Here is a 25522-nt window from a genome sequence, read left to right on the forward strand (position 1 = left end):
GTCCGTAGCAGCAACAACGTTGCAGATACACACCTTTGCGAAAAGCGGGCCAGAAGGTCCACATCCTACCACGCATCCACACGCATTGGCACTTGAAGAGACACCCGAGAAAATGCTTTAATGCGCTGTACAACGGCTAGTTAAATGACATATTCCGGGGCATGTCGGCAACAGCGCATGATGGTACACCCTACCTGCTGGCAGCCGCCCTACTCCGGTCACCGAAGCCGTGCAGGAGACGACACACCCGCAGCGACACGCGCTGTCGCACTGGCACATGGTACAGTCATGGACAGCACGCCAACAACACTGCCGCAAGGCGGCATATAAAGGCAACGATGTTGGCACTTCGAGAGGGGTACAACGGGCAGACAAAGGCGAAGCACCGGGTCTGACATCACAAACCACTGCAATGACACACTCTGCACCCCGCAAAGGGGGCATGGCATACTTGCTGCTACGGCGGAATCGTCCGCACCCGAACACCGCAGGAGGAACCGACCATGGCTTTCACCGAACAGGATTTCGAAGCGCAACAGGCACAGCTGCGTCAGCTTGAAGACGAACTCTCGCGCCTCGACGCGCAACTGGACGCCCAGATGAAGGCCGCCGGTGTCTCCGGGGCCGACCTCGCGGCGGTCGACACCGCGACCCTGCCGCCCGAAGTGGCCAAGGCCTTCACGCAGGCGCAGGAGAACGCGAAGCGCGAGGGCGAGGCACGCGCCAGCCGTTGCACCACCGCAGCCACGGCCACGACCTCGGCCAAGATTCCCGGCGCAGGTCGCCGCGGTGCCGTCCGCCTCTAGCGGGTGAACTTCCAGCCAGCAGCAAGGAGAACATCATGTCGCAAGTGAACAACACCTCCCTTTCCGGGATCATGAATTCCATCGACCTTGGCCCCACGCAGAGCCTCCAGATGCTCTTCGCCAAGCTCAACCTCGCACAGGCGCAACTGGCCAAGAACGGCGCCATGGACAACATCAAGAAGATCCAGGACAGTCAGGAGGCACAGAAGGAATGCGCCGCCATGATCCAGAAGGCGCGCGAACTCCAGAATACGGCCAAGAACAACAATGGTACCACCGACATGCCCGCCGACATGAAGGCCTTCTTCACCAAGAACAACCTGAAGTGGGACACCAAGGGCAACGACGACCATCACAACAAGGACGAGTGGGACTACAACATCCAGCAGCTCACCTCGTACCGCGACCAGCTGGGCACCGACACGCAGCAGCTCATGGTCTTCGTGCAGGACTTCATGGGCCAGTACAACTCGTACCTGCAGGGTGCCAACTCCGCCATCCAGCAGGGCAACCAGACCCTGCAATCCCTCGCCACGGGCCGTTAGGAGACGCCATGAGCACCAGCTATCAGCATTCCGGGCCGGAATTCACCGAAGCACAGATGCAGGCCATGGTAGACGGGCTGTTCGCCGGGGCCTCCATCGGCGCGGTGTGCAACATGCAGCAGGAACAGCTCGAGGCGGGCTACGCCCTCGCCTACAACCTGTACACCGCCGGGAACTACCGCGATGCCGAGACCATGTTCCGCGCGCTGTGCGTCTACGACCACAACGACGAACGCTACTGGCTCGGCCTTGCCGGGTGCAGGCAGGCGCAGGGCGACCTTGCCGGGGCCATCGACGCCTACGGCCTCGCCGGTGCCGCCAGCGCCCTCGGCGACCCCGCCCCCTTCGTGCATGCGGGCATCTGCTACATGAAGCTGGGCGACACCGAGAACGCGCGCAACACCTTCGCCGGGGTGCCCTTCATCGGCGACCCCGACAACGACACCCATGCCGCCATGCACCGCAAGGCAGAGGCCATGCTCGAACTGCTGGCCGGGGAGAGGCCATGAGCGCCCTGACCGTCGGCGGGCTTTCCGGCACCACCGGCGTGGGCGACATCTCGCTCGACCCCACACCGCGGTTCCGCATCACCACCGGCGCGACGCTGCCCCCGGCCCCCGGCGGGGCGGACGGCACCTCGAAGGCCGACCTTCCGGTACTGGCCCCGCCCATGGGCGGTCTGGCACTGGAGACGCTCATGTCCGCCCTCGGCAATGCCGAGCGCAGGCAGGCGTGCAAGAACGGTGTCGACCAGATCAAGTCCAAGGCCGCCGACCAGGCCAAGATCAACGAGGAAAGGCTGGAGCAGATCTCCAAGCGACTTGAGGACATGCGCTCGAAGTCGGTGCTCAACGGCTTTCTGAAGGCGTTCAAGATCATCGGCATGATCGTCGGCGCCATCGCCTCCATCGCCACCACCGTCGTGGGCGCGCTCACCGGCAACCCCCTGCTGGTGGCTGCGGGCGTCATGGGCATGGCCATGACCCTCGACGCCGTGCTGAGTACGGCCACGGACGGCAAGATAAGTTTCATGTCGGGCATGACAGAGCTTGGCAAGGCCATGGGCATGAGCGATGAGGCCGCCAAATGGTTCGGCTTCGGCATGCAGATGGCGGTGACCCTCGTCGCCGTGGGCCTCAGCCTCGGGGCGGGTTTCGCCAACGTCAGCTCTTCTGCCGCCAACCTCAGCACCACGGCGGCGACCAAGGCCCTCGACTTCGCCATCAAAGCGCAGCAGATAGGCCAGTTCGTCAACGCGGGCGTGGCCGTGGCGCAGGGCAGCGGCGCCATCGCCGGGGCCGTCATCGACTACCGCATCGCCTCGTCACAGGCCGACAGCAAAGAACTTGAAGCGATACTTGAACGCATTCGGGAAGCCATCGACTTCGAACACGACTTCCTTGAGGCGGAAATGAAACGGGCCGAAGAACTCATGGGCAAGGTGGGAGAAATCGTCAAGGATTGCGCAGAGGCACAGACTGCCATCCTTGGTGGAACCCCCGCCATGGCCTGACGGAGTACGACATGACGACCATCACCAACGTCCGCGATATTCCGGGGTTCAACCAGTCGCAGTACGACACGCTCGTCGCCACGGCCCGCGGTCAGAACATCGACCCGGCGGCCATCGACATGGCCCTGTTGCAGGCCGTCAACGCAGGCAGCAACTTCTCGGCGGCGCTCAACAGCGTCACGGGCGACCTGCCGCGCCTCTCGCTGCCGCACAACAACGCCCTCAGCCATCTGGGGTCGCTCGACATGGCTCCCTCGCCGGGGGCTACGCTCATGTCGCTCATCACCTCCATGGCTGCGGACGAACGCAAGCAGAACGCGCAGATGCGCATCGAAGAGACCAAGGCCATCGTCGAGAAGATCATGGACCAGGCCGACGAGATGCGGAACAAGGCCATCGTCCAGCTTGTGATGGGCGTGGTCTCGGGGGCCATCAGCATCGCGCAGGGCGTCGCCAGCATGAGCATGCAGGCCAGCGCCATGAAGCAGCTTGACGGCTTCCAGACCGGTTCGCAGATAGCCACGCAGAAGGGGCTGCCCAACATGGCCAAGTCGTTCGACGCCATGTACCAGAGTGGCATGTCCAAGCTGACGGCGCAGCAGAACGCCCTCAACAGCGGCTTCACCGCCGGCAACAGCGCGGTGGCGGGCATCAATCAGGCCGTGGGCGGCTTCTTCGACGCCGCCATCAAGGAGATGGACGGAGATGTCGAACGCATGAGGGCCAGCCGCGACGCCATGAAGCAACTCGACGACGCGCTGGCGCAACTCATCCAGAAGACCCTCTCCGGCATGGACGCCATCCAGCAGAACATGAACCAGACCCGTACACGCATTCTGGGCTGACCGACCGGGGCCCGCAGGGCCCCGGCCTCACTGCACGACACCGGGAGAACACATGAGCAGGCTGGACGACTTGGCGCGCCACGTGGCGCAGGCGGCGGGGTGGGCCACCCCGCAACCCGGCGGCGACGGCGCGTACGCCTTCCGTCTTGAGGGCGACCTCGACGTGACGCTGTTCTCGCCCGACGGACGCACGGGTATCATGCGGGCCGACCTCGTGCCCCTGCCCGACGACAGCCGCGCCGCAGACACCCTGCTGGCCGACAGCGCCCGCCACGCCCTCGCACGGGGGCGCACCCGCAAGAGCGTCATCGCCCTTGACGGAACCATGCTCGTGTTGCATCGCCAGTTGAACGTGGACACCGCATCACCCGATGAGGCGGCAGCCGCCATGCGCGACTTTCTCAACGATCTCGCATGGTGGAAGCGCATGCTCGCACCGTCCGCGCAGGGCAGTGCCCCTGCGGGGGGCGCGATGCCCGCCGGTGTGCCCTGGATTCCCATTCGCTGAAAAGGTGGTGGCCGTTGCCTAGTTATCGTTCCCGTTGTCGTGTTCCCCGTGACGCCACGCCACACCGCACCCGCGCCGCCCGCCTCATGACGGGCGGCTTGCGCCCGTCTGATACGCCCGGTACGCTCGGCGCGCCTGATATTCACGACGGCGCGCACCGACCAGTGATTCTGCACTATCCATGTCCATCGGGGCTGAAAACGGGTGCTTGTACGCCCGCCATTCACGATGGCGCTAGTACGCCCGGCACGCGGAACAGCCTGCGCCCGTACCTCGCGGCCATCTTCGCCGTGCTGCTGTTCATGCTGTGCCTTCACGCGCCGTCACGGTGCGAGGCCGCACCCGCCTTTCCGCACACCTATTCGCACTATTCGGAACAGGAGCAACTGACCGCGCTGCTGGCCGACTTCGGGCGCACGCAGGGCCTTGCCACGTCGTTCTCGCCCGGTGTCACGGGCACGGTCAGCGGCAGGTTCGAGGACGTGGCCCCGGAGAAGTTCCTTCAGGGCATGAAGGCGGCCTTCGGCGTGTCGTGGTACCGCCTCGGCCCCACGCTGCATTTCTACCATGAGGCCGAGACCACGCGCATCTTCATCTCGCCGCGGGTCATGAGTGCCGAGTCGCTGTACCGCATGTTGCGCCAGTCTTCGGTGCTGTCGCCGCAACTGCCCGCCGAACTCATGCCCGGCGGCGCCATGGTGGTCGTCTCCGGCCCGCCCGCCTACCTCGACCAGATTCAGGCCGCGGTGACGGCCTTCGAAGAGGCCCAGACGGGCAACTTCGGCATGAAGGTGTTCCCGCTCAAGTACGCGTGGGCCGAAGACATCACCGTCAACAGCATGGACAAGACCGTCACCCTGCCCGGTGTCGCCAGCATCCTGCGGGCCATGGTCAGCGGGTCGCCCTCGAGCGCCACGCGCGTCACGCAAGAGACCGCCACGGTGGACAAGCTTTCCGGCACGGGCCTCATCTCGCAGGGGCGTCAGCAGAAGGAGTCGGGCCAGTCGAATCAGGCGCAGCGCGGCGGGCAGGCCTCGCAGCAGGATTCGGGCGGGGCGCAGGACGGTCAGCAGGTGAGCATCATGGCCGACCCGCGCGTCAACGCCGTCATCGTGCACGACGCCGTGTACCGGATGCCCTACTACGAGTCGGTCATCGGCGACCTCGACAGGCCGGTCGAACTCGTGGAGATACACGCCGCCATCGTCGACATCGACACCAACTTCAAGCGCGACCTCGGCGTCACCTATCAGGCCACGGTGGGCAAGGACCAGCGGTGGGCGGGCGGTGCCGACGTATCCACGGGCACCGACAAGTTCACCCCCCTGCCCGTACCCGGCGTGCCGCAGGGCAGCGGCCTGACCCTCTCCACCATCTACACCATGGGGTCGGACTACTTTCTCGCCCGCATCAACGCCCTCGAGAAGAACGGCGAGGCCCGGATGCTGGGGCGGCCCTCGGTGCTGACCGTGGACAACGTGCAGGCCACCCTCGAGAACACCAGCACCTATTATATACAGGTGCAGGGCTATCAGGCCGTCGACCTCTTCAAGGTCGAGGCGGGCACGGTGCTGCGCGTGACGCCGCACATCATCAACAACGACGACGGCACCGACGCCATCAAGCTGGTGGTGAGCGTGCAGGACGACCAGAACAACCAGACCACGCCGACCTCGACCTCCACCACGCAGGCCATCCCGCCCATCAAGCAGACGAAGATCAACACGCAGGCCATCATCGGCGCGGGACAGAGTCTGCTGATTGGCGGCTACTACTACGAACAGAAGGCCACCAGCGCCGACGGCGTGCCCATCCTCATGAACATCCCGGTGCTGGGCAACCTGTTCAAGACCCAGTCGAAAGAGAACAAGAGGATGGAACGCCTCATCCTCATCACCCCCAAGGTGGTGCGCCTCGACAACCTGCCGGGGACCCCGCCACGGGTCGACGACCCCGCCTTCCACCGCACGGCCACCCAGTCGGACTATGCCGAACGCACCCCCACGCCGCCCCCGTCGCGCCGTAGCGGTTGCAGCCGCGCGCCCGACAATGCGCCGGAAGCGGCTTCGGGTGCGGCAGGTGGCACGGGAGGAACAGGGGTGACAGCGAACACAGAAGGCGGCACCACGCCCCAAGCGGCCACATCCCCTGTCCCTGCGTACGGAGTCGCCCCATGAGCAGTAGCGGCGACATCATCCTTCGCGTCTTCTCCGGCCCCCATACGGGGGCCGAGGTGGTGCTTCCGCCCGGCGACCATGTCATCGGCACCGAAGACTCGTGCGACATCATCCTCTCCGACGGCGGGCTTGCGCCACGCCACGTCTCCATCGGCGTCACCGCCGGAGTGCCCGGTGCGCCATCCACCGTCCACATCACCCCGCTTGACGGCCCGGTGCGCTACGACGATGCCGAGGTGCCCGCCACGGGCGTGACCCTCGCCCCGGCGACCCCCTGCCACATCGGGGAGACCTGCCTTGCATGGAACACCCCCGGCGCACCGTGGGAGACCTTCGACCTGACACCGCGCCAGTCCGTGACGGCTGCCGACGCGGCAGCGGGAACATCCGCCATGGCGGGTGGCGACCCTGCGGCGTCCACGCTTTCCGCCAATGCGGCCGCCAGTGCATCCCCATCGGGCGCGGCGGGCGATGCCCCCTCGGGCGCATCCCAGACGCCAACACTTTCGGCAACGCCTGCCAACGAAGTTGACGACCTCGTACTCGGCAGCCCCACCCGGCCCCACCACGAAAAACGCTGGCGGTCGGCCCTGCTGGCTGCCGCCGTCATGCTGCTGTGCACCAGCACGGTGGTCATCACCCTTGAGACACGCCCGCCCGCACCCCCTGAACGCGCGGCGCACCTTGCGGCGCAGCTTCATGCCGCGGGACTGACCGCCTTGCGCGTCGAGGCACGCCCCGAAGGGGTGGTCGTCTCCGGGCTGCTGGACGACGAGGCACAGCGCATCCGCCTGTGGGACATGGCACGGAACCTGCTGTACCGGGTACAGCTTGAGGTGGCTGTGCGCAGCGACGTGCTGCACGCCGTGAAAGCCGCCTTCAACAGCCGTGGCATCTACCCCGAGGTGACGTTCATGCCCGCCGCCGACACCACGCCCACCACACCGCCCCTGTCCGCGCAGGCCATGCCCAAGGCTGTGCCGGGTACGCCCGACGCCGGGACGGGTCTCGCGCAAAGCCCAGACACGGCGACCACCAGCATGGCGGGCACCGGCACGGCAGCGAGTGGCGTTGCGGGTACAGGCGGCAACGGCGGCAACAACAGCGACGGAAAGAGCATCGGCGGCATGACGGCAGGCACCGTGCCCGCCGGGGCTGCGACGCTGGCATCCGCCCCGCTTGCGACCCCGCAAGCCAAGGCGGGTCTGCGTGTCGCGGGCTACATGCGCGACGGCGTGGTGGAGGCATGGGCCTTCGACGCGCTGCGCGAAGACGTGCCGCAGATGCCGCACGTCACCCGCGACCTGCGCTATGCCAGTCAGGTGGCCCCCGTCCTCGACCCGCTGCTTGCCGACGCGGGGCTGAAGCATGTGCAGACGCGTTACCTTTCAGGCGTGGTGCAACTCTCCGGCGACCTCGACGCGGCACAGCGCGAGGCCCTCGACACCGTGCTGGCGCAGACGCGCACGCGGCTTCAGGTCGACATCCCCTTCGAGGTCGTCCAATCGGCCCCGGCACCCGACAAGAAACAGCAGGAGGCCCCCGCCCCGGTGGCGGGCCGCGGCTTCACCCCCGCACGGCAAGAGGCCGCAGCCCCGGCACAGGCCGAGGGGCCACAGGGCATCGACGTGCGCAGTGTCACTCTCACGCCGTTACGCTTCGTCACCACGGGCGACGGACAACGCATCTTCGAAGGCGGCATGCTGCCGGGCGGCTATGTCGTCGAATCCATAAGCACCACCGAACTCCATCTGCGCAAGGATGGACGTTCCACCATCTACCGACTGAGAGGTTCCCATGACTGAACCGCGCGCATCGGCGTTCGACCTTGCCGACGACCACTCCGGCGTCAAGGCCCGCGCCCTGAAGGAAGAACTGCTCACCCTCGACATGTCGGTGAAGCGCACCATGGACGCCGGGCTCACCCCCGACGACATGAAGGTGGCACAGGCCGCCCGCGACGCCGTTCAGGCCGCGTCGCGCGTGGTCGAGGCCCTTTCCCGCTGACCCCGTAAACCCGCAGGAGGATACCATGAACGTCGGTAACGCCCCCGGACTCGACCTTGGCAAGATGTTCCAGACAGGTGTCGACAGCCTCGGTGACAAGGGCAAGGCACTTCAGGACAAGATGGGCACGCTCATGCAGCAGGAACAGGTCAGCCCTGAGCAGATGCTGCAACTGCAATTCGAGATGGGCCAGTACAACGCCACACTCGAAGCGCTGTCGTCGGTCACCAAGAGCATGACGGACATGCTGAAGAGCCTTTCGCAGCGCACCGGCTAGCACCGCGTGCGGGTGTGTGGGGGGCCGCGGCCCCGCCCGCTCCGCCCGTCACGGGCGCAGCCGTCATGCGGCTATCGCGCCCCATGGTGCGCATGTCGTGCGCGTGACGCGCTCATGTAGCGCACATGTCGCGCCCGTATCACACCCGGCTTGTGTCCGGCCTGTGCCAGTTTGCCTGAACAGAGGAGAGAACCGTGTTTTCAGATTCCGACATATCGCTGTTGCTCGATGTGGCCAACGCCGCCTGCCATAAGGGCCATGTGGCCGACGCCCGCAGCATCTACGAAGGTGTGCTGGCCGTGCGCCCCGGCTTCGCCCCCGCACGTCTCGGGCAGGCCCTCAGCCACGCCGTGGTCAACGAATTCGCAGAGGCAGAACGCATCATCAACGAAGAGGTGCTGGCAGAAGCCCCCGAAGACACAGATGCCAAGGCCCTGCTGGGCCTGACCTACTTCCTCGCCGGACGCGACGAAGAGGCCCGGGACGTGCTGCGTCCCGTGGCAGAGGGCGACACCCCTGCCGCCTATGTCGCAAGGGGACTTCTGGAAGGCATCCGCTAGCCCCGCCCACGGGGGCGCAACGGCACTGCGACCGGAGACGCCATGGACATAGCCGCCGTCGGCAAGGCGTCGTCACGCCTTCTTGAGGCGCTTGAGAAGTTGAGTTCCTCGCCGGGGGCCGACCTCAAGAGCGCGACCGGGCCTTCGGGCCAGCCAGACCCTGAACTGGTGCGCGCCTTTCTGGACGCGCTGGAGGGTACGGGTGGTGCGTCGTCGGGTCTGCAAGGCGGTGCTGGCGGGCAGGGTCTATCCGGCCCCACGGCCCTGTCCGATGACGGGCCGGGAGGCTTGCCGCTGCACGGCGGGCCGGAGGCCATGCCCGGTGTCGGGCCCGATATCGGGCCCGAAGCGGCATCGGGGATAGGGTCTGACACGCGGCCCGACGCCGTGCGGGGCAAGGCCGCGTCAGGCGGCATTGAGGACGGACACGACCCGACACGGCCCGAGGCCACGGGTGTGCCGGAAGGAACGGGCGCAACGGATAAGACGGGCACCACCTATCATGTGGACGATGCGGCACGCCGCACCGGAGTAGAAGAGATGGGCCTCGGCGAGACGTCGCCTACGTCACCGCAAGGCGCAGACCGCACGCACGCGCCCGATGGCGTGCGCACCTCGCCCGAAGTGCCGGGAACGGGCCACGAATCCGGCGCAGGGCGCGGTGCCTCCGGGGCGGATGACCCGCTGCGCGAACTGGCGCGACTGGTCGAACGGGTTGCCACCGGGCAGCCCACGCCCACCGAACTCTACAGGCTGCAATACATGGTGGGCATGTTGCGGCTTCAGGCATCGAGCGGTACTCAGGTTTCACAGCAGGCTACGCAGGGTCTCGAATCCCTGCTCAAGCAACAGGGCTAATCCGCCACCGAGCGAGAGGACACGATGGGACGACGCGACAGGGCATACGGACTTCTGGCCACATGGCGAAACGTCGCGTTGGCGGCACTTCTGCTTGTGCTCCTCACCGGCTGCAAGGCTGAACTCTACAAGGGTTTGAACGAGGAACAGGCCAACACCATGCTGGCTACCCTCCTCAAGCGCGGCATCGAGGTCGACAAGCAGTCCGAGGGCAAGAACGGCTATACGCTGAGCGTCGAACGCAGGCAGGTGGTGCAGGCCCTCGAGGTGCTGCGCGAGAACAGCCTCCCGCGCGAGCAGTACCAGAGCCTCGGCAAGGTCTTCTCCGGCGATGGCATGATCGCCTCGCCCTCCGAAGAGAAGGCCCGCCTCTCGTACGCCATCTCGCAGGAACTGGCAGACACCTTCTCGCGCATCGACGGCGTGCTGACGGCCCGCGCCCACGTTGTGCTGGCCTCGTCCGACGTGGGCACCGACACCCGCACCCCCGCCTCGGCTGCCGTCTTCCTGCGCCACACCGAAGACTCGCCCGTGGTCAACCTCATCCCCAAGATACGCGAGATGACAGCCAAGGCCGTGCCGGGGCTGGACTACGAGAAGGTGTCGGTCATGCTGGTGCCCGTGCGCGAGAGCGTCACCGTGCCCCTGCGCGACGCCCCCACCCTGCTGGGCATTCCGCTGCCTTCCGATTCGGGGCCCTCGTACCTTCTCGCCGGGGCCGCCATCGCGCTGCTGTGCGCCCTTCTCGCCCTCGCCCTCATGGGCGTGCGTGCGGGGCTTGCCACGCTCGAGGCCCGCAAGAACGCAGCTGCCGACGCAAAGCAGCACGGCGGAGACTAGCCCACCATGAACCGGGCGTTCTTTCTGGATATCCTGCGACGCAAGCCGGCCCTGTTCCAGGCCATGCTCGCGTTCAACGCCGAAGGGTCGCCGTCTGCGTCGGGACTTGCCGACGTGCTGACGCGGGCCGTACCGGGCATCGACGCAGGGCTGTTGCTCACATCTCCCGACGTCCGCAGACGCCTCACCGCACTGTGCCCTGTGGCTGCGCCCGGTGAGACGGCTGCGGGTGCGCCGGGCCACGGCGCGGCTGGCAGCACAGCTGGCAAGACATCCGGCAGCACACCGGGCAACACCTTTGGCCCCGACACAGCAACATCCGGCGAGCGGGCTTCCGAGGCTACGGCCCCCGGCGCACCGGCTTCGGGCGCACCGCGCGTGCCCTTCTGGGATTTCGCCGAAGAATCGCGCAGACTCGCCCTGCTGCCCGCCCCCGCCGTGGACAGGCTGGCCCTCACCTTCGGCGCGGCACTGCACGGCAACGCCTTCGCCGTCCTCGTCCGGCGCGACGACGTGCTCACCCTGCGCGCCGCCCTCGGTGAAGACCTCTACGCCTACGGGCTGCACCGGGGCCGCTACCAGCTTGGCGGCGTGCGTCGCCACTTCTCGCCGCTGCGCGACGCCGAACGCACGGGCGAGGGCATCGCCCGGCGCATCCGCACCGACGGCCTCACCGCGCTTGGCGTGTGCATCGCCCGCTGGCCCGACGTGCTGCGGCGTCGGCTGGTCTGGCCCGACAGCATGTCTGGCATCTCCTCGGGCAACACCCCCGGCAACACCCCCGAAGACATCACAGCCGACATCATCTCCGGCACCTCTCCCCGGTGGGACGAGGCGCGCAGGCAGGCCGCATGGCCCGACATCTGGTTCTCGCTACGGAAACTGCTCCTCAAGGAGGTCGCACCGCAATGGGCGCCCTGTTTCGACTGAACGCCAGCACCGTCGTCCCCGCTGCGGGCCGCCGCGTGTTGCGCGCGGCTGATGCCGCCCTGCTGTGCGAGGCGCAGGACATCCTTGCCGCCGCCCGTGAACGTGCCGCCGCGCTGGAACGCGAGGCCGAAGAGGCCTACGCCAGACGCCTTGACGAGGGCTACAACGACGGTCTCGAACAGGGCCGCATGGAACACGCCGAGAAGGTGCTTGAGACCGTCCTCTCCTCTGTGGAGTTCATCGAGGGCATCGAAGGCACGGTGGTGCGCGTGGTCACCGAGTCCATCCGCAAGGTCATCGGCGAGATGGACGACGACGAACGCATCGTGCGCATCGTGCGCAACGCCCTCGTCGCCGTGCGCAACCAGCAGCGCGTGACCATCCGCGTGGCCCCCGCAGACGAGAAGGCCGTCACCGAATCGCTTGCCGCCATGCTGCAACGCGCCCCCGGCAGCGTGGGCTTTCTCGACGTGGTGGCCGACCCGCGCCTTGCGCGGGGGGCGTGTCTGCTTGAAAGCGAACTCGGCGTGGTGGACGCCAGCCTCGAGACCCAACTTGCCGCGCTGGAGAAGGCGTTCCATGCCAAGATCAGGTGACGCACCCCTGCGGGCGAGGGCGGCAGCAGCCCGGCATCCGAAGAAGAACGCCCCCCTTGTGCGCCCGCCGACCCTCTCCGGTGCCGTGCGCCATTTCGCGGACACCTCGGCGGCTGGCCTTTCCGGGCCTGACCTTCAGCAGGCACACCTTCAAGGGGCACACCTTAAGGGGACACATATCACCGGGCCTGACTCTTACAGGACGGCCCCTTACGGCGTGGCGACATCGTTCCGGGCGGCAGCGCACAGGCACCGCACCCCCACGACGGCAACCGCCGCCGTGCCCCGCCACCCTGCAACACACCGCGCCCCGCGGCAGGAGTCGGCATGGCCTTCGAATACATAGGCCCGCTGCTTGAAGAGGCCGTCAACAGCGGCCCCTCGGTCGAGGTGCGCGGTCGCGTCGAACAGGTGGTGGGAACCATCATCCGCGCCGTGGTGCCCGGGGTGAAGGTCGGCGAACTGTGCCTGCTGCGCAACCCGTGGGACGACTGGAACCTGCGGGCAGAGGTGGTGGGTTTCGTCAAGCATGTGGCGTTGCTCACGCCGCTGGGCAATCTTCAGGGCATCTCGCCCGCCACGGAGGTCATCCCCACTGGCGAGATTCTCTCCATCCCCGTCGGTGAAGACCTCTTGGGGCGCGTCCTCGACGGCCTTGGCGACCCCATCGACGGCGGCCCGCCGCTGAAGCCGCGCACCCGCTACCCCGTCTACGCCGACCCGCCCAACCCCATGACGCGCCGCATCATCGACAGGCCCATCTCGCTGGGGCTGCGTGTCCTCGACGGGGTGCTCACCTGCGGCGAAGGCCAGCGCATGGGCATCTTCGCGGCTGCGGGCGGCGGCAAGAGCACCCTACTCTCGAGCATCATCAAGGGATGCTCTGCGGATGTGTGCGTGCTCGCGCTCATCGGTGAACGCGGGCGAGAGGTGCGCGAGTTCATCGAACACGACCTCGGCCCCGAAGGACGCAAGAAGGCGGTGCTGGTGGTATCCACCTCTGACCGTTCGTCCATGGAACGGCTGAAGGCCGCCTACACGGCGACCGCCATCGCCGAATATTTCCGCGACCAGCGGCGCAGCGTGCTGCTGATGATGGACTCGGTGACGCGCTTCGGACGCGCCCAGCGCGAGATAGGGCTGGCAGCGGGCGAACCGCCCACGCGCCGGGGCTTTCCGCCGTCGGTCTTCTCGACCCTGCCGCGCCTCATGGAACGTGCGGGCAACTCCGACAGGGGTTCCATCACCGCGCTGTACACCGTGCTGGTGGAAGGCGACGACATGACAGAACCCATCGCCGACGAGACGCGCTCCATCCTCGACGGGCACATCGTCCTCTCGCGCAAGCTGGCGGCAGCCAACCACTACCCCGCCATCGACGTGCAGGCCAGCGTCAGCCGCGTCATGAACGCCATCGTCGGCAAGGAGCACAAGGGCGCGGCGCAGAAGCTGCGCAAGATTCTCGCCAAATACGCCGAGGTGGAACTGCTGGTGCAGATTGGCGAATACAAGAAGGGTTCCGACAAGGAGGCCGACGACGCGCTGGCGCGTGTGGGCGCGGTGAACGCCTTCCTGCGGCAGGGTCTCGACGAGCGAAGCACCTTCGACGAGACGCTGGCGGCCCTGTACAAGGCCACGGAGTAACACATGGCCCGCGCCGCCTATCCGCTGCAACCGCTGCTCGACGTACGGCACTTCCGCGAGAACGCGGCGGCAGGGGCGTTGCGCCTTGCCGAACGCGCCCTGCGCGAGGCCGAGGACGACGAACAGCGTCGGCGCGACGAACTGGCGGCCTACCGCGCATGGCGGCCCGACGAGGAAGAGAGACGCTACGACGCCATCATGGGGCAGGTCATGGCCCTCGCCGACCTCGACCGCTTCAAGGCGGGGCTGGCGGCCCTCGCACAGGGTGAACTGCTGCGCGAGGAGGAGGTTCGCACGGCGGAACGCGCCACCGAAGCCTGCCGCAAGGCGGTGCTCGCCGCGCGCGAGGCTGCGGCGCAGGCACGGCGCGACACCATGAAGATAGCCACGCACCGCGACATCTGGCGCGAGGCGGCACGGCGCGAGGCCGAACGGCTTGAAGACCTCGAGATGGAAGAGTTCAGAACGCCCCCCTCACCGGAGGGCGACGACCTGTGACCACGATGACGCGTGAAACGGCGGGAACACATGGCTGATTTTCTGAAGATCGACGCGGAACGGCTCGACCGTGCCGTCGCCCACGAAGAGGGACGCAAGACGCCACCTTCATCGCAGGAGGTGGATGCCTTCGACCGGGTCATGCAGCGCCCCGGCGACGAACGGCAGAACGGCTCTCATGACGGCATGGAGGGCGACGGTGATACGGGCGCGGATGGCGCCCCCGATACCGGTACCGACACCCTGCCCGGTGCCACGGCCTCGCCGTTCCAGTTGCTGGGCGGGGCCATGCAGGGCCTGCTCACCCTGCACGGCGCAGAGGCGGCAGAGGGCGCACAGCAGCCCCACGCCATGACCGACGCCGACAGCCTCGCCAGCACACTGGTCGAGCGCATCCTCGTCTCCTCGCCCGGTTCCGGCACTGCCGAGATTCGCATCATCCTCGGCGACGGCGTGCTGCCCGGTACCGAGATTCACCTCGCACGCGGGGCCGACGGCCTTCTCTCCGTCTCGCTACAGACCACCGACCCCGGCTCGTTCCAGAGTCTGGTCGCCGCCCGCGACGGGCTGCAACAGCGGCTGGAACGCCTCGAACAGGGGCAGGTGCGCGTGGAGGTGAGTCAGGAGGCGCGGCCCGACGACGGCGACGCCGACCGCAGGTCGGCAGGCTACATGACGCAACAACCCGACGAGGAGCGACGCTAGCGTGCCCACCACTCCCGCATCCGCCCCGCATCAGGGTAGTACTCCCTCAAGTCAGGGCCACACGCCTCCAAGTCAGGGCCACACGCCTCCAAGTCAGGGCCACACGCCCGCGAGTTCAGGCGTCATTCCCGCGCTCAGGCCGCCACGGGTCTCTCCGGCGGCCACGGCCCTGCTCAACGTGCTGCACACCCGCAGCCAGCCGTGGCGCGTTCAGGCGGGCACCCTCGCCTGCGGTCTCTCTGTCCCGGTGGAACAGCTTCCGTTCGTTCCGGCGTACAGCTTCAGGCTGCTCATCGGTGACGCCTCGTGCCGTCTCGACGCCGGGGCGGGCCTGCCGGTGCACAGCCACCCCGCGCTGGCGGGCGTGCAGGGCGACGTGGACCTGCCCGACGCCCTGCGGCTGGCCCTCGCCGAATTGCTTCTGGCCCCCCATTGCACCGCGCTGGCAACCCTTCTGGGCACCACCGTCCGGGCCGAGGCCATGGAGACGCCCCCGGCGGCCTCCACAGACGCCGCCCCCGGTGTGGCTTCGGGCACGAGTGCGGGGCACGATGCACCGCCCCCCGGCAGTTGCGCCGTGGTGCTTGCACTCTCCGTCCCGACAGGTGACACAAAGGGCGGCACGGCAGCTGGCGGGACGACGCCCGCCCCGGATACCGGCGGTGATGGCGACAACCGCGACAGCGGCAGCGCGGGCCATACCGTCGTGCCCCTGCGGTTGACGCTGCCCGTGGCCCTTGCCACCTCACTGGCGGCGCAACTCATGGCCCTGCCCGAACGCCACACCCCGCGCGAGGACATTCCCGTCACCGTCACCATCGAAGCCGGAAGGATGCGCCTTGCCGCGCATGAACTGGCGACGCTGGCCGTCGATGACGTGCTGCTGCCCGAAGACTACCCCGCCCTGCGCGGGCGCATCGCCCTCATGACAGGGCCGCACGCCTTCGCCTGCTCCCTGACCGAAGGGCGGGCCACCGTGCTCGACGCCACGCCCGCACCGAACACCCCGGAGTCACCCATGAGCGACCAGCAGACCCCCGAAGTCCCCGCAGGGCTGGATACCGCAGCCCTCGAAGTGGACATCGTCTTCGAACTCGAACGCCGCACCATGAAGCTGAACGACCTTGCGGCCCTCGCCCCCGGCTACACCTTCGCCCTCGGCACCGACCCCCTCGCCCCGGTGACGCTGCGGGTGCAGGGACGGAACATCGGGCGCGGGCGACTCGTCGACCTTGACGGTACGCCCGGCGTGCAGGTGCTGCACCTTGAGAGCGCATCGCCCCATCAGGCAGACGGCGGCGGGGCAGCCGGTGCAGGAACCGGTACGGCTACGGGTGCAGGCATGTCGGGCGGTGCTGGTGGCACGCCTACTGGCAGCGCGACAGCCGGAACGTCCACCGGCAGCACTGCCGGCGCGACCGCAAGGCCCCCCCTGTCCACGGGAGACGACGCGTGACAGGCGTAGCCCCACTGTATTTCATCGCGGGCATGGCCCTGCTGGGTCTTGCGCCGTTCTTCCTGATGATGGTCACCTCGTACGTGAAGATCGTGGTCGTCACCTCGCTGGTGCGCAACGCCCTCGGGGTGCAGCAGGTGCCGCCCACCATGGTCATGAACGGCCTCGCCATCATCCTGAGCATCTTCATCATGGCCCCGGTGGCCTCGGGCACCCTCGACCTCATGCAGAACATGAAGATCGGCCCCGACCCGGCCCCGCGTGAGATCATCGCCCTGCTGGACAAGGCCTCGCCCCCGCTGCGCGGCTTTCTCGAACGCAACGCCGACGACAAGGTCGTAACGGTGTTCATGAGCACCGCCAAGCGCATCTGGCCCGCCGACCAGCACGCCAGCATCTCGCGCGACAACCTGCTCATCCTCATTCCGTCGTTCACCATCTCCGAACTGACGCGGGCCTTCCAGATTGGCTTTCTGCTCTATCTGCCCTTCGTCGCCATCGACCTTGTCATCTCCAACATCCTGCTTGCCATGGGCATGATGATGGTCTCGCCCATGACCATATCGCTGCCCTTCAAGCTGCTTCTCTTCGTCACCCTCGACGGCTGGCTCAAGGTCAGTCAGGGGCTGCTTCTCAGTTACCGCTAGCACGGGGCCGCGCGCCCCATCGGAGCCTCTATGCAGATTGTCACCACTGAACGCGACGGCATCACCGTCATCTCCCTCACCGGGCGCATGGACGCCACCACCGTGGCCTCGTTCGACGAGGCATGGCGCACCTGCCTCGACAACGGGGCGCGGCGCATCGTCGTCGACCTTGGCGGCGTGGAGTACATAAGCTCGGCGGGGCTGCGGGGCATCCTCTCGCTGCTCAAGGCGAGCAAGGCGGCGAAGGGCGGACTGGCCTTCTGCAATGTGGGACAGATGGTGGCAGAGGTGTTCCGCATCTCCGGCTTCACGTCGATGCTCGCCGTGTTCCCCGGTCTCGACGAGGCCCTCGCCTCTCTCGCCTAGCCGGAGGACGGACGCATGGCCACCCTCTCTGTTCCGGCAAGCATCGAGCACCTCGCCACGGTCAACGCCTTCATCGCCGAGCATATGCCCGAGCAGCATCGCGGCATCATCCCGCAGGTGGAGCTCACCGCCGAAGAACTGCTGGTGAACGTGTTCAGCTACGCCTACCCCGACAGCCCCGGCAAGGCCGAGGTGGGCTGCCGTGTCGTGCTGTTCGACGACGCGCCCTTCTTCTGCCTCACCGTCAGGGACTGGGGCGCACCGTTCAACCCCTTCAGCGAGGCACCCACGCCCGACACCTCGCTGGATGTGGAGGAACGGCCCGTGGGCGGTCTCGGGGTGCATCTCATCAAGTCCATGGTGGGGCATTACAGCTACAGCCACCACGAGGCGTCGAACCACATCGAACTCTACTTCCCCCTCGGCGACTGACGGGGGCACCATGCACCACACCCGCGCCACGCATCCCCACCGCACCATGCCCGCCACGAAGCGGACATGGCCCGCGCTGGCGGGGTGCTGCGCGCTGGCGGTGCTGGTGCTCGGCCCGTGGGAGACGGTGACGGCGGAGACGGGACAGCCCGCACTGTACGGCATCATCTCCGAAGAGGTGAACGTCTCTGAACGCCAGCCCGTGCGCCTTGTGCCGCATGGCCCCCTCGTGCGCGGTGCGACGCCCGGTGCGGGCGGTGTGCCCGATGACTCCGATGTGCCCGGCGCAAACGTTGCGGGTGGCGCAAACGGCGCGGACAAGACGAACGGTACACCCGATGCGGACGGTGCGCCCCACGCCAACAGTGGGCATGGTGTGCATGGCGTAGATGGTCTGGATGACGCGGATGCAGCCACGGCCTCTGCCCGCGTCCCGGCGTCATCCGCAGACGTCGCCTCCGGTCACGCCGAGACCACCACACCCCCGGCAGATACCGCCGGGGTGATGCCGCAAACGGCAGTGCCGCAACGACCTGCCCGCCCGGTACGGCCGGACGCACAGACCGCAACGCACAGCCCTGCGCCATCCGGCATCCCTCATGCCGTGGGCGATGGGGCACGGGTCGCACCTTCGGGAAGGGCGTCCGGCACCACGACGTCCCAACCGTCCGGCCCGGCTGCAAGACCGGCGGATGCCCCGGCAGCCGTGACGACGGCAACGCCTGCGTCCGCAACACGTTACGGTACGACTTCCGGCACGGTGCACTCCATCCCGTCCGTCTCGCAACACGCTACCGCGTCCGTCTCGGAACACGCTACCGCGTCCGCATCGCAACACGCTACCGCGTCTGTCTCGCAGCACGCCACAACCTCCGAGAACCTTCTCGACAGCATGGATGTCTACGCCCTCTCGCCCCACGCGGCGCGCCTCGCCCTGCCGCGCATGGTGCCGGTGGTCGTGGCGGAACGCCTGCGTGTGGCGCGTCCCGCCTTCCCCTTCTGGGAGTCTGCCATCGACAAGGCCAGCCGCACCCACGCCCTCGACCCGCGCCTCATCGCGGCGGTCATCAGGGCCGAATCGGGCTACGACCCCGGCGCGGTCTCGCCCCGCGGGGCACAGGGCGTCATGCAGATCATGCCCGCCACGCAACGTGAACTGGGACTCGACGACCCCTTCGACCCCGAAGCCAACGTCGAGGCCGGAAGCCGCTACCTCCGGCAGCAACTCGACCGCTTCGGCAGCCTCGAACTGGCGCTGGCGGCCTACAACGCAGGCCCCGGCAACGTGCTGAAATACGGCGGGATGCCCCCGTTCGACGAGACCCGCACCTTCGTGCGGCGCGTACTGGACGGCATGCGATGAGCGCCGTCATGCACCACGGTGGGGGGCACCGTGCGCCCTTCGCGCCACGCCCCCACGGCATCCCAACGGGGCAGGCGTCCGGGCAGGCGTCCGGGCAGACGACAGGGCCGACCGCATCGACCGAACGGCATCACAGCCGACAGCACGGAACCGGACGGGGCACCACGCCACGGGAGGTCGCAATGCCACCGATGTCGGCACGACAGGCATCACTGCCAACGATGGTGGCACAGACGATGCGGCATTCCACGCACGTCCGCGCCATCCCGCACGCCTCAAACGCGACACATTTCAGGAATACACATGGTTACGACACCGCGCCACCCGCTGGCACGGAGATTGGAAAGCACTGGTAAAAGCAAGGAGCGATGCGATGACCATTCGTGAAAACGCACAGCAGATTCTCGACGGGCTGGCCGAAACGCTTCAGTGCGGCCCTCTGGCCTTTGACGACGCCAACAAGGTCGATTTCGGCATCGATGAGGACATGGGCGCCATCATCTACCTCTCCGAAGACACGTCCAGCCTCGTGGTGAGCATCATCCCCGGCAGGGTCGACCCCGACGACACCGGGCTTCTCTACGACATCCTCTGCGGCAACTACATGTGGGGCTTCTCTGCGGGCGGCAACATGGGCATCGACCGCGAGACGGGCCTTCTGTCCATCCACCGTCTCATCGAACTTCCCGTAGATGTGGCAGGCGACCCCATGGCCTTCCCTGAACTCTTCGCCGCCATGGTCGGCGCTGCACGGTACTGGCGCGCACGCCTCGCCCCCGAAGGCACGGCCCCCGCAGCCTCCGGCGCACCGACCGACTTCTCCGGCATGATCCGCATCTAACAGCACCCACGAAGCCACCGCACGCACCGCTCACGGTAGCGCGCGACCATGGAGGAAGCATGGCACCGCTGATCCTCAACCAGCCTCTTCTCGGCCCCGGTCAACCCGGCGGCCTTCAGGCCCCCGGCGCACCCGTGCAGGGCGCACCGCAACAGGCCGCCCACCCCCTGCCGCAGCACATGCAGGGTGTGGCGCACCCCGCCGTGGCGCAACAGGCGGGGCAGCAGCACATCGCGCAGCCCGGGCCGCAGGGTCTTGCCGGACAGGCACGCCCCGGCGGGCTCTTCCAGAACATGCGCCGCTGGTTCGCCGAGGTGCGCACCAGCCACACGCCCACGGCGGGCCTGCCCGCACAGGTGCAGATTGCCATGCCCGGCGGCGGGCAGGTGACCTACGACGGGCGCGACCTCGCGCAGATGATACGCTCGCTGCCCAATGCCGAGCGTGCCGCAGCGCGCGCCAACCTCTCCGCACACCTCGCCGGGCGCATGCAGCACGGGCAGACCCTGATGCAGGACGTGCTGGCGGGCCACGCCCAGCCCAACCCCACGGCGCAGGACGTGGCCGACGTGATGCTCTTCCTCGACGCCAAGGCCAACGCAGGCGGACAGGCGTTCAGCGCGGGGGCCTTCAGCATCGAAGACCCGCAAGGCCATCTCGCCGCCTTCCTCAACCAGTGCCCCGAGAAGTACCAGCGTTCGTCCAGCCACATGAGCGACATGCAGCGGGCCGTGGTGGACGGGCACACCAACACGCACCGTGGCATCGACATCCCGCAGGGCCCCAACGGGCTGCCCCACGGCAACGCCACCACCCTCTTCGCCGTCATCCCCGAAGGGGCGGGGGGTCAGCCGCCGCGCCGCATGTTCCTCAAGATGGAGTCGCACGGCTGCCGCCTGAGCACCCTCTCCGGGGCGGCGCATCAGGCCGGGCAGGATGGCGTACCCGACAGGCCCGTGCGACTGCGCACCGACCTGCGCGAGGCCATCGGTCATGCCTTCAGCTTCATCGCCACCCGTGGCGCGGGCAGTGCGCTTGGGTCGCGCAAGGAGCGCATCCCCGACGGCGTGAAGCAGGCCTTCAAGGACTTCACCCGCGAAAGCGCCGCCATTCTCACCCCGGCGCAGCAGACCATGCTTCAGGCGGGCAACCCCCTCGGTTCGTCGGGCGGCATCCGCACCATGATGGCCAACATGCGCACCACGCTGGCAGCCATGCCCGCAGGGCCCGAGCGCAACCGCTTCGCCGGGCTGTGCGGCAACCTCGTGCGCTCGATGGAACGCTCGCTCACCCGCGCCGACCACATGGAGGCCCGCATCGGCAACGAGGTGATGTTCGATGCGGCAGACTTCGCCCCCGCGCCCGGCGGTGTTGCGGGTGGTGCCCCCGGAGGCCCCGGTGGGCCTGGCGGGCCGGGTGCTGGCGGCGCGGCACCACGCCCCGTGGGGCCGCAGTCGCCCGAACGTCTCATCTGCCCCACGCCCCTCACCCCCGCGCAAGAGGCGGTGCTGGCACCGCTTTCGCCCGCAAGACGCCTTCAGGTGCTGGCGGCCCTGCCACAGGCCACGGCCACGCTCACGGCCATGGGGCAGCTTGGCTTCGCCGGTCAGCCCATCGCAGGCGGCCCCATGGGGCCTGCGGCGCAGTACATGCCGCTGCATGACCAGCTTGTGCAGTGCATCGAAGGCACCAGCGACTCCATCGACAGCGCCACCGAGAACCTCGGAGCCCTGGTCGACCTCGCCCTTGCCGGCATGACCGACCAGGATGCGCAGGCGGTCTACGCCGAACTGACCTCGCCAAAGGGCGAACAGATGCGTAGCGCCGCCATCGCGCACACCATGGCGTTCACGGTGGGCGCACGCATGACGCCCGCCAGCGAGGTGGCAGGGCATCTGTCGAAGTTCGGCTTCCTCACCGGTGAACTGGTCGACAGGCTCGAGACGCGACTTCAGGTCCCGCAGGCCCAGAAGCAGCCCCTCATGCCGTCCATCGACCCGCATGTGCAGCGCAGCCTGACCGGGATAGCAACCAACGACTTCGGGGCCGGCGTGCTCAACGAGGCGGCCCCCGGCGTGGCGCAGGCGTTCGTCCTCGACGTGGTCGAACGCTCCGACACCCTCATGGTCAACGGCGTGGACGTGAGCACGACCGAAGGCGTCACACAGGCCATTGCCGACCCCGCGCTGCGGCTGGCCCTCACGCGTCTTGCCAATCAGGCGTCGATGGCACCGCTGGTGGAACTCACCGGGTCGACACTGGGCAGCGGCATGGCATTCCAGGTGATTGGTGCCGGCCCCGGCGGAGGCGGGGGCGGGGGCGGCACGCGCTACACCTTCGATACCGCCACGGGCCGCTTCACCGCGACGCGCACCGAACCCGCCGCCCACCTGATGACAGGCCACGGCATGGAAGAACTGCAACCGGGGTCGGCCACCACCATGTCGTTCTCGTGCACCCTGCGCATGGTGGACGGACAGCCCGTCATCTCCGACACCGTGGCCAACCTCGACTACAACTGGGACATCCAGCCGCAGTGATGCGCTGAAACACCCGACACCACCAGACACCACGCAACGCAATGGCGGGGCGGCCCCTACGGGTCGTCCCGCTTCGTCGTTCACGGGGGCATGGGGCAGGAACGGGGATTGAGGCAGGGATGGGACATCGAACGCGGCAAGCACCCGGAGGAAGCTGCGCGTCCCCCCGCGCGGGATGCGTGGTGGTCGGCCCAGTGCACGCCGCACACAAAGGCGACCTACCGTGCAATAGCGGCCTCGACCCCCTCGACATCGCTCATGAATTGTGAGTATTCATTCACAAATTTAATCATCTGAAGATCAATACGAGGAGATTCGCACATGGCCGACGGCGGCGACGAACATGCCAGCGGGCACGACAACACACTCAAGAACGCACGCTACTACGCGCACTCCACGCCCAACCCCGACAAGTCCGACTGGCAAGGGCTGGACGCGCACCTCGAGAATGTGGCGAACCTTGCCGCCACATTCGCAGAGGCCTTCGGCGCACGCGAGTGGGGCAAGGCCGCCGGGCTGCTGCACGACGCAGGCAAGGCCACCGCGCAGTTCACCCAACGCCTTGAAGGAAGGCCCGTGCGGGTCAACCACTCCATCTGCGGGGCACGACTGGCGCAGGAACAGGGCAGCACGTGCGGGCTGCTCCTGTCGTATGCCATCGCGGGACACCACGGCGGACTGCCCGATGGCGGCCTGCAAGATGGGCAGCTGCACCATCGCCTGAAGCATGAACGGCTTCCCGCCGATGTCTCGCCCCCTTCGGTGGACATCCGCCCCGATGTGCTGAAGCCGCCCTTCACCTGCCGCCCCGAACACCCCGGCTTCTCCCTCTCCTTCTTCACGCGGATGCTCTTCTCATGCCTCACCGACGCGGACTTTCTGGATACCGAGGCGTTCTGCACCCCTGAAAAAGCGTCGGCACGCAACGGACGCTCGGCTTTGGGGCTTGTGGCATTGCGCGATGCCCTGAACACGCACCTCGATACAGTGGAACGCAAAGCACTCCCCTCCCGCGTCAACGACATCCGCAAGACCGTGCTGCACGATTGCCGGGCGCGCGCCAGCGAAACGCCGGGCCTCTTCTCGCTCACCGTACCCACGGGCGGCGGCAAGACCCTCTCCTCCATGGCCTTCGCCCTCGACCATGCCGTCACCCACGGCCTGCGCCGGGTCATCTACGCCATACCGTTCACGTCCATCATCGAACAGAACGCCAAGGTCTTCAGCGACGTGTTCGGACAGGACAACGTGCTGGAGCACCACTGCAACTACAGGAGCAAGGACGAGCCGGAAGAGCAAGGCTACGACAAGTGGCGCGGTCTGGCGGCAGAGAACTGGGACGCGCCCGTGGTCGTGACCACCAACGTGCAGTTCTTCGAGTCGCTGTTCAGCAACAGGCCGTCGCGCTGTCGCAAGCTGCACAACATCGCCCGCAGTGTCATCGTGCTCGACGAGGCACAGGCCATCCCCACGGAATACCTCGAACCCTGCCTCTACGCCCTGAAGGAACTGGTGGGGCAGTACGGGTGTACGGTGGTTCTGTGCACCGCCACGCAGCCTGCCGTCGATGATGCAAGCCTGCCAGAGAGGGTGCGCCTGCACCATGTGCGCGAGATCATCGCCGACCCGCAACGACTCTACACCGACCTCAAACGCACCGAAGTCACCCTCGCAGGCAGGCTGACCGATGCCGCACTCGCCGCAAGGCTCGACGGGCACGGACAGGTGCTGTGCATCGTCGGCACCAAGCCGCAGGCACAGGCGGTGTTCTCCCTGCTGCAAGAGCGCGAGGGCGCATTCCACCTGTCCACCAACATGTACCCCGAACACCGGCGGCGTGTGCTCGGCACCATCCGCCAGCGCCTCGCGGACAGGCTGCCGTGCCGTGTCGTGTCGACCTCGCTCATCGAAGCCGGTGTGGATGTGGACTTCCCGGTCGTGTACCGCGCCATGGCGGGGCTTGATTCCATCGCGCAGGCCGCGGGGCGGTGCAACCGCGAAGGGCGGCTTCCAGAACCGGGGCAGGTCGTCGTCTACGAGCCGGAAAAACCCGCGCGAATGCCGTGGATGCAACGCTGCGCCAGTCGCGCCCAAGAGACGCTGCGTACCCTGCCCGAAGCAGACCCTCTCGGCCTCGAGGCCATTCGCCGCTATTTCGGGCTGATCTATGACGTGCAGGAACTGGACAGGAAGGACATCTTCAAACGCCTGAGAGGGCAGGTGGACAGGGACATGGTCTTCAAGTTCAGAGAAATCGCCAACGACTTCAGGTTCATCGACGACGAGGGAACGGCCCTCGTCATCCCCACGGGGCCGGAGGTGGAAGACCTCGTGCGGCGACTGCGCGGCTGCGAGTTCCCGCGCCCTGTCCTGCGCAAGCTGCAACAGTATTCGGTGACGGTCAGGCACAGGGAACTGGAGAAACTCCGGTCTGCCGGTGCGGTCGAGATGATAGGCGATGCCTATCCGGTGCTGCGCAATCTGGCGGCGTACAGCGAAGACATGGGCCTGTGCGTGGACTCCGTCGAAGTGTGGCAACCTGAAGGCCTCGTCAGCTGAAAAGGAGGT

Annotated in this window: 26 protein-coding genes; all 26 read left to right on the top strand. The window is 67.4% G+C overall.

The window, feature by feature from the left end:
• Positions 1-503 precede the first annotated feature (503 nt).
• The 26 genes from DVU_RS16435 (at position 504) to DVU_RS16560 (ending at position 25513) form a co-directional block, all read left to right on the top strand.
• Entirely contained in the window at positions 504-806 is a 303-nt protein-coding gene (locus tag DVU_RS16435) for a hypothetical protein (protein ID WP_011176733.1), read from the top strand.
• Positions 807-841: 35 nt separating this feature from the next.
• The gene (locus DVU_RS16440; RefSeq protein ID WP_014524683.1) at positions 842-1351 is read left to right on the top strand and encodes a hypothetical protein; all 510 of its coding nucleotides are present in this window, start codon (positions 842-844) and stop codon (positions 1349-1351) included.
• A gap of 8 nt (positions 1352-1359) precedes the next feature.
• Positions 1360-1860, top strand: a complete 501-nt coding sequence (locus DVU_RS16445) for a SycD/LcrH family type III secretion system chaperone (protein ID WP_011176687.1) — start codon at positions 1360-1362, stop codon at positions 1858-1860.
• Positions 1857-2864 carry a type III secretion system protein gene (locus DVU_RS16450; RefSeq protein WP_011176688.1) on the top strand — a complete coding sequence of 336 codons (1008 nt, stop codon included), beginning with the start codon at positions 1857-1859 and terminating at the stop codon, positions 2862-2864. The genes DVU_RS16445 and DVU_RS16450 overlap by 4 nt, the downstream gene beginning before the upstream one ends.
• An 11-nt stretch (positions 2865-2875) precedes the next feature.
• On the top strand, positions 2876-3709 hold the full coding sequence (gene sctB / locus DVU_RS16455; protein ID WP_014524684.1) for a type III secretion system translocon subunit SctB: 834 nt from the start codon (positions 2876-2878) through the stop codon (positions 3707-3709).
• A gap of 52 nt (positions 3710-3761) precedes the next feature.
• Complete coding sequence (locus tag DVU_RS16460) at positions 3762-4217, top strand: CesT family type III secretion system chaperone (protein WP_011176731.1); 456 nt, start codon at positions 3762-3764, stop codon at positions 4215-4217.
• Positions 4218-4519: 302 nt separating this feature from the next.
• Positions 4520-6394 (top strand): type III secretion system outer membrane ring subunit SctC, encoded by a 1875-nt coding sequence (gene sctC / locus DVU_RS16465; protein WP_011176690.1) that lies wholly within the window; start codon positions 4520-4522, stop codon positions 6392-6394.
• Positions 6391-8199: a type III secretion system inner membrane ring subunit SctD gene (gene sctD, locus DVU_RS16470; protein ID WP_011176691.1), complete on the top strand. Its 1809-nt coding sequence runs from the start codon at positions 6391-6393 to the stop codon at positions 8197-8199. The genes sctC and sctD overlap by 4 nt, the downstream gene beginning before the upstream one ends.
• Positions 8192-8401 (top strand): hypothetical protein, encoded by a 210-nt coding sequence (locus tag DVU_RS16475; protein ID WP_011176692.1) that lies wholly within the window; start codon positions 8192-8194, stop codon positions 8399-8401. The genes sctD and DVU_RS16475 overlap by 8 nt, the downstream gene beginning before the upstream one ends.
• Positions 8402-8426: 25 nt before the next feature.
• On the top strand, positions 8427-8678 hold the full coding sequence (locus DVU_RS16480) for an EscF/YscF/HrpA family type III secretion system needle major subunit (RefSeq protein WP_011176693.1): 252 nt from the start codon (positions 8427-8429) through the stop codon (positions 8676-8678).
• 194 nt (positions 8679-8872) lie between these two features.
• A complete protein-coding gene (locus DVU_RS16485; protein WP_011176694.1) occupies positions 8873-9238 on the top strand; it encodes a tetratricopeptide repeat protein in 366 nt (121 codons plus the stop codon).
• Between the two features lie 42 nt (positions 9239-9280).
• Positions 9281-10096, top strand: a complete 816-nt coding sequence (locus DVU_RS16490) for a hypothetical protein (RefSeq protein ID WP_014524686.1) — start codon at positions 9281-9283, stop codon at positions 10094-10096.
• A 24-nt stretch (positions 10097-10120) separates the two neighbouring features.
• On the top strand, positions 10121-10936 hold the full coding sequence (gene sctJ, locus DVU_RS16495) for a type III secretion system inner membrane ring lipoprotein SctJ (protein WP_011176695.1): 816 nt from the start codon (positions 10121-10123) through the stop codon (positions 10934-10936).
• Positions 10937-10942: 6 nt separating this feature from the next.
• The gene (locus tag DVU_RS16500; protein WP_011176730.1) at positions 10943-11866 is read left to right on the top strand and encodes a hypothetical protein; all 924 of its coding nucleotides are present in this window, start codon (positions 10943-10945) and stop codon (positions 11864-11866) included.
• Positions 11845-12462: an HrpE/YscL family type III secretion apparatus protein gene (locus tag DVU_RS16505; protein ID WP_011176696.1), complete on the top strand. Its 618-nt coding sequence runs from the start codon at positions 11845-11847 to the stop codon at positions 12460-12462. The genes DVU_RS16500 and DVU_RS16505 overlap by 22 nt, the downstream gene beginning before the upstream one ends.
• A 327-nt stretch (positions 12463-12789) precedes the next feature.
• Complete coding sequence (gene sctN / locus DVU_RS16510) at positions 12790-14106, top strand: type III secretion system ATPase SctN (RefSeq protein ID WP_011176697.1); 1317 nt, start codon at positions 12790-12792, stop codon at positions 14104-14106.
• Between the two features lie 3 nt (positions 14107-14109).
• Positions 14110-14604 (top strand): type III secretion system stalk subunit SctO, encoded by a 495-nt coding sequence (gene sctO, locus DVU_RS16515; RefSeq protein ID WP_014524687.1) that lies wholly within the window; start codon positions 14110-14112, stop codon positions 14602-14604.
• 30 nt (positions 14605-14634) lie between these two features.
• Positions 14635-15309: a type III secretion system needle length determinant gene (locus tag DVU_RS16520; protein WP_014524688.1), complete on the top strand. Its 675-nt coding sequence runs from the start codon at positions 14635-14637 to the stop codon at positions 15307-15309.
• A gap of 1 nt (position 15310) precedes the next feature.
• Positions 15311-16765, top strand: a complete 1455-nt coding sequence (gene sctQ / locus DVU_RS16525) for a type III secretion system cytoplasmic ring protein SctQ (RefSeq protein WP_011176699.1) — start codon at positions 15311-15313, stop codon at positions 16763-16765.
• A 32-nt stretch (positions 16766-16797) separates the two neighbouring features.
• Positions 16798-17412: a type III secretion system export apparatus subunit SctR gene (gene sctR, locus DVU_RS16530; protein ID WP_241158802.1), complete on the top strand. Its 615-nt coding sequence runs from the start codon at positions 16798-16800 to the stop codon at positions 17410-17412.
• Positions 17413-17442: 30 nt separating this feature from the next.
• Positions 17443-17778 (top strand): STAS domain-containing protein, encoded by a 336-nt coding sequence (locus DVU_RS16535; RefSeq protein WP_011176701.1) that lies wholly within the window; start codon positions 17443-17445, stop codon positions 17776-17778.
• 15 nt (positions 17779-17793) lie between these two features.
• Positions 17794-18210 carry an ATP-binding protein gene (locus DVU_RS16540; RefSeq protein ID WP_011176702.1) on the top strand — a complete coding sequence of 139 codons (417 nt, stop codon included), beginning with the start codon at positions 17794-17796 and terminating at the stop codon, positions 18208-18210.
• A 10-nt stretch (positions 18211-18220) separates the two neighbouring features.
• Positions 18221-19573 carry a transglycosylase SLT domain-containing protein gene (locus DVU_RS16545; RefSeq protein WP_011176703.1) on the top strand — a complete coding sequence of 451 codons (1353 nt, stop codon included), beginning with the start codon at positions 18221-18223 and terminating at the stop codon, positions 19571-19573.
• 373 nt (positions 19574-19946) lie between these two features.
• Positions 19947-20414, top strand: coding sequence for a type III secretion system chaperone (locus DVU_RS16550; RefSeq protein ID WP_011176704.1), 468 nt, complete (start codon positions 19947-19949; stop codon positions 20412-20414).
• A gap of 59 nt (positions 20415-20473) precedes the next feature.
• Complete coding sequence (locus DVU_RS16555) at positions 20474-22954, top strand: hypothetical protein (RefSeq protein ID WP_014524689.1); 2481 nt, start codon at positions 20474-20476, stop codon at positions 22952-22954.
• A gap of 321 nt (positions 22955-23275) precedes the next feature.
• Complete coding sequence (locus tag DVU_RS16560; protein ID WP_014524690.1) at positions 23276-25513, top strand: CRISPR-associated helicase/endonuclease Cas3; 2238 nt, start codon at positions 23276-23278, stop codon at positions 25511-25513.
• The last annotated feature ends 9 nt before the right edge of the window (positions 25514-25522 follow it).

The sequence above is a fragment of the Nitratidesulfovibrio vulgaris str. Hildenborough genome, from assembly GCF_000195755.1.
Taxonomy (GTDB): domain Bacteria; phylum Desulfobacterota; class Desulfovibrionia; order Desulfovibrionales; family Desulfovibrionaceae; genus Nitratidesulfovibrio; species Nitratidesulfovibrio vulgaris.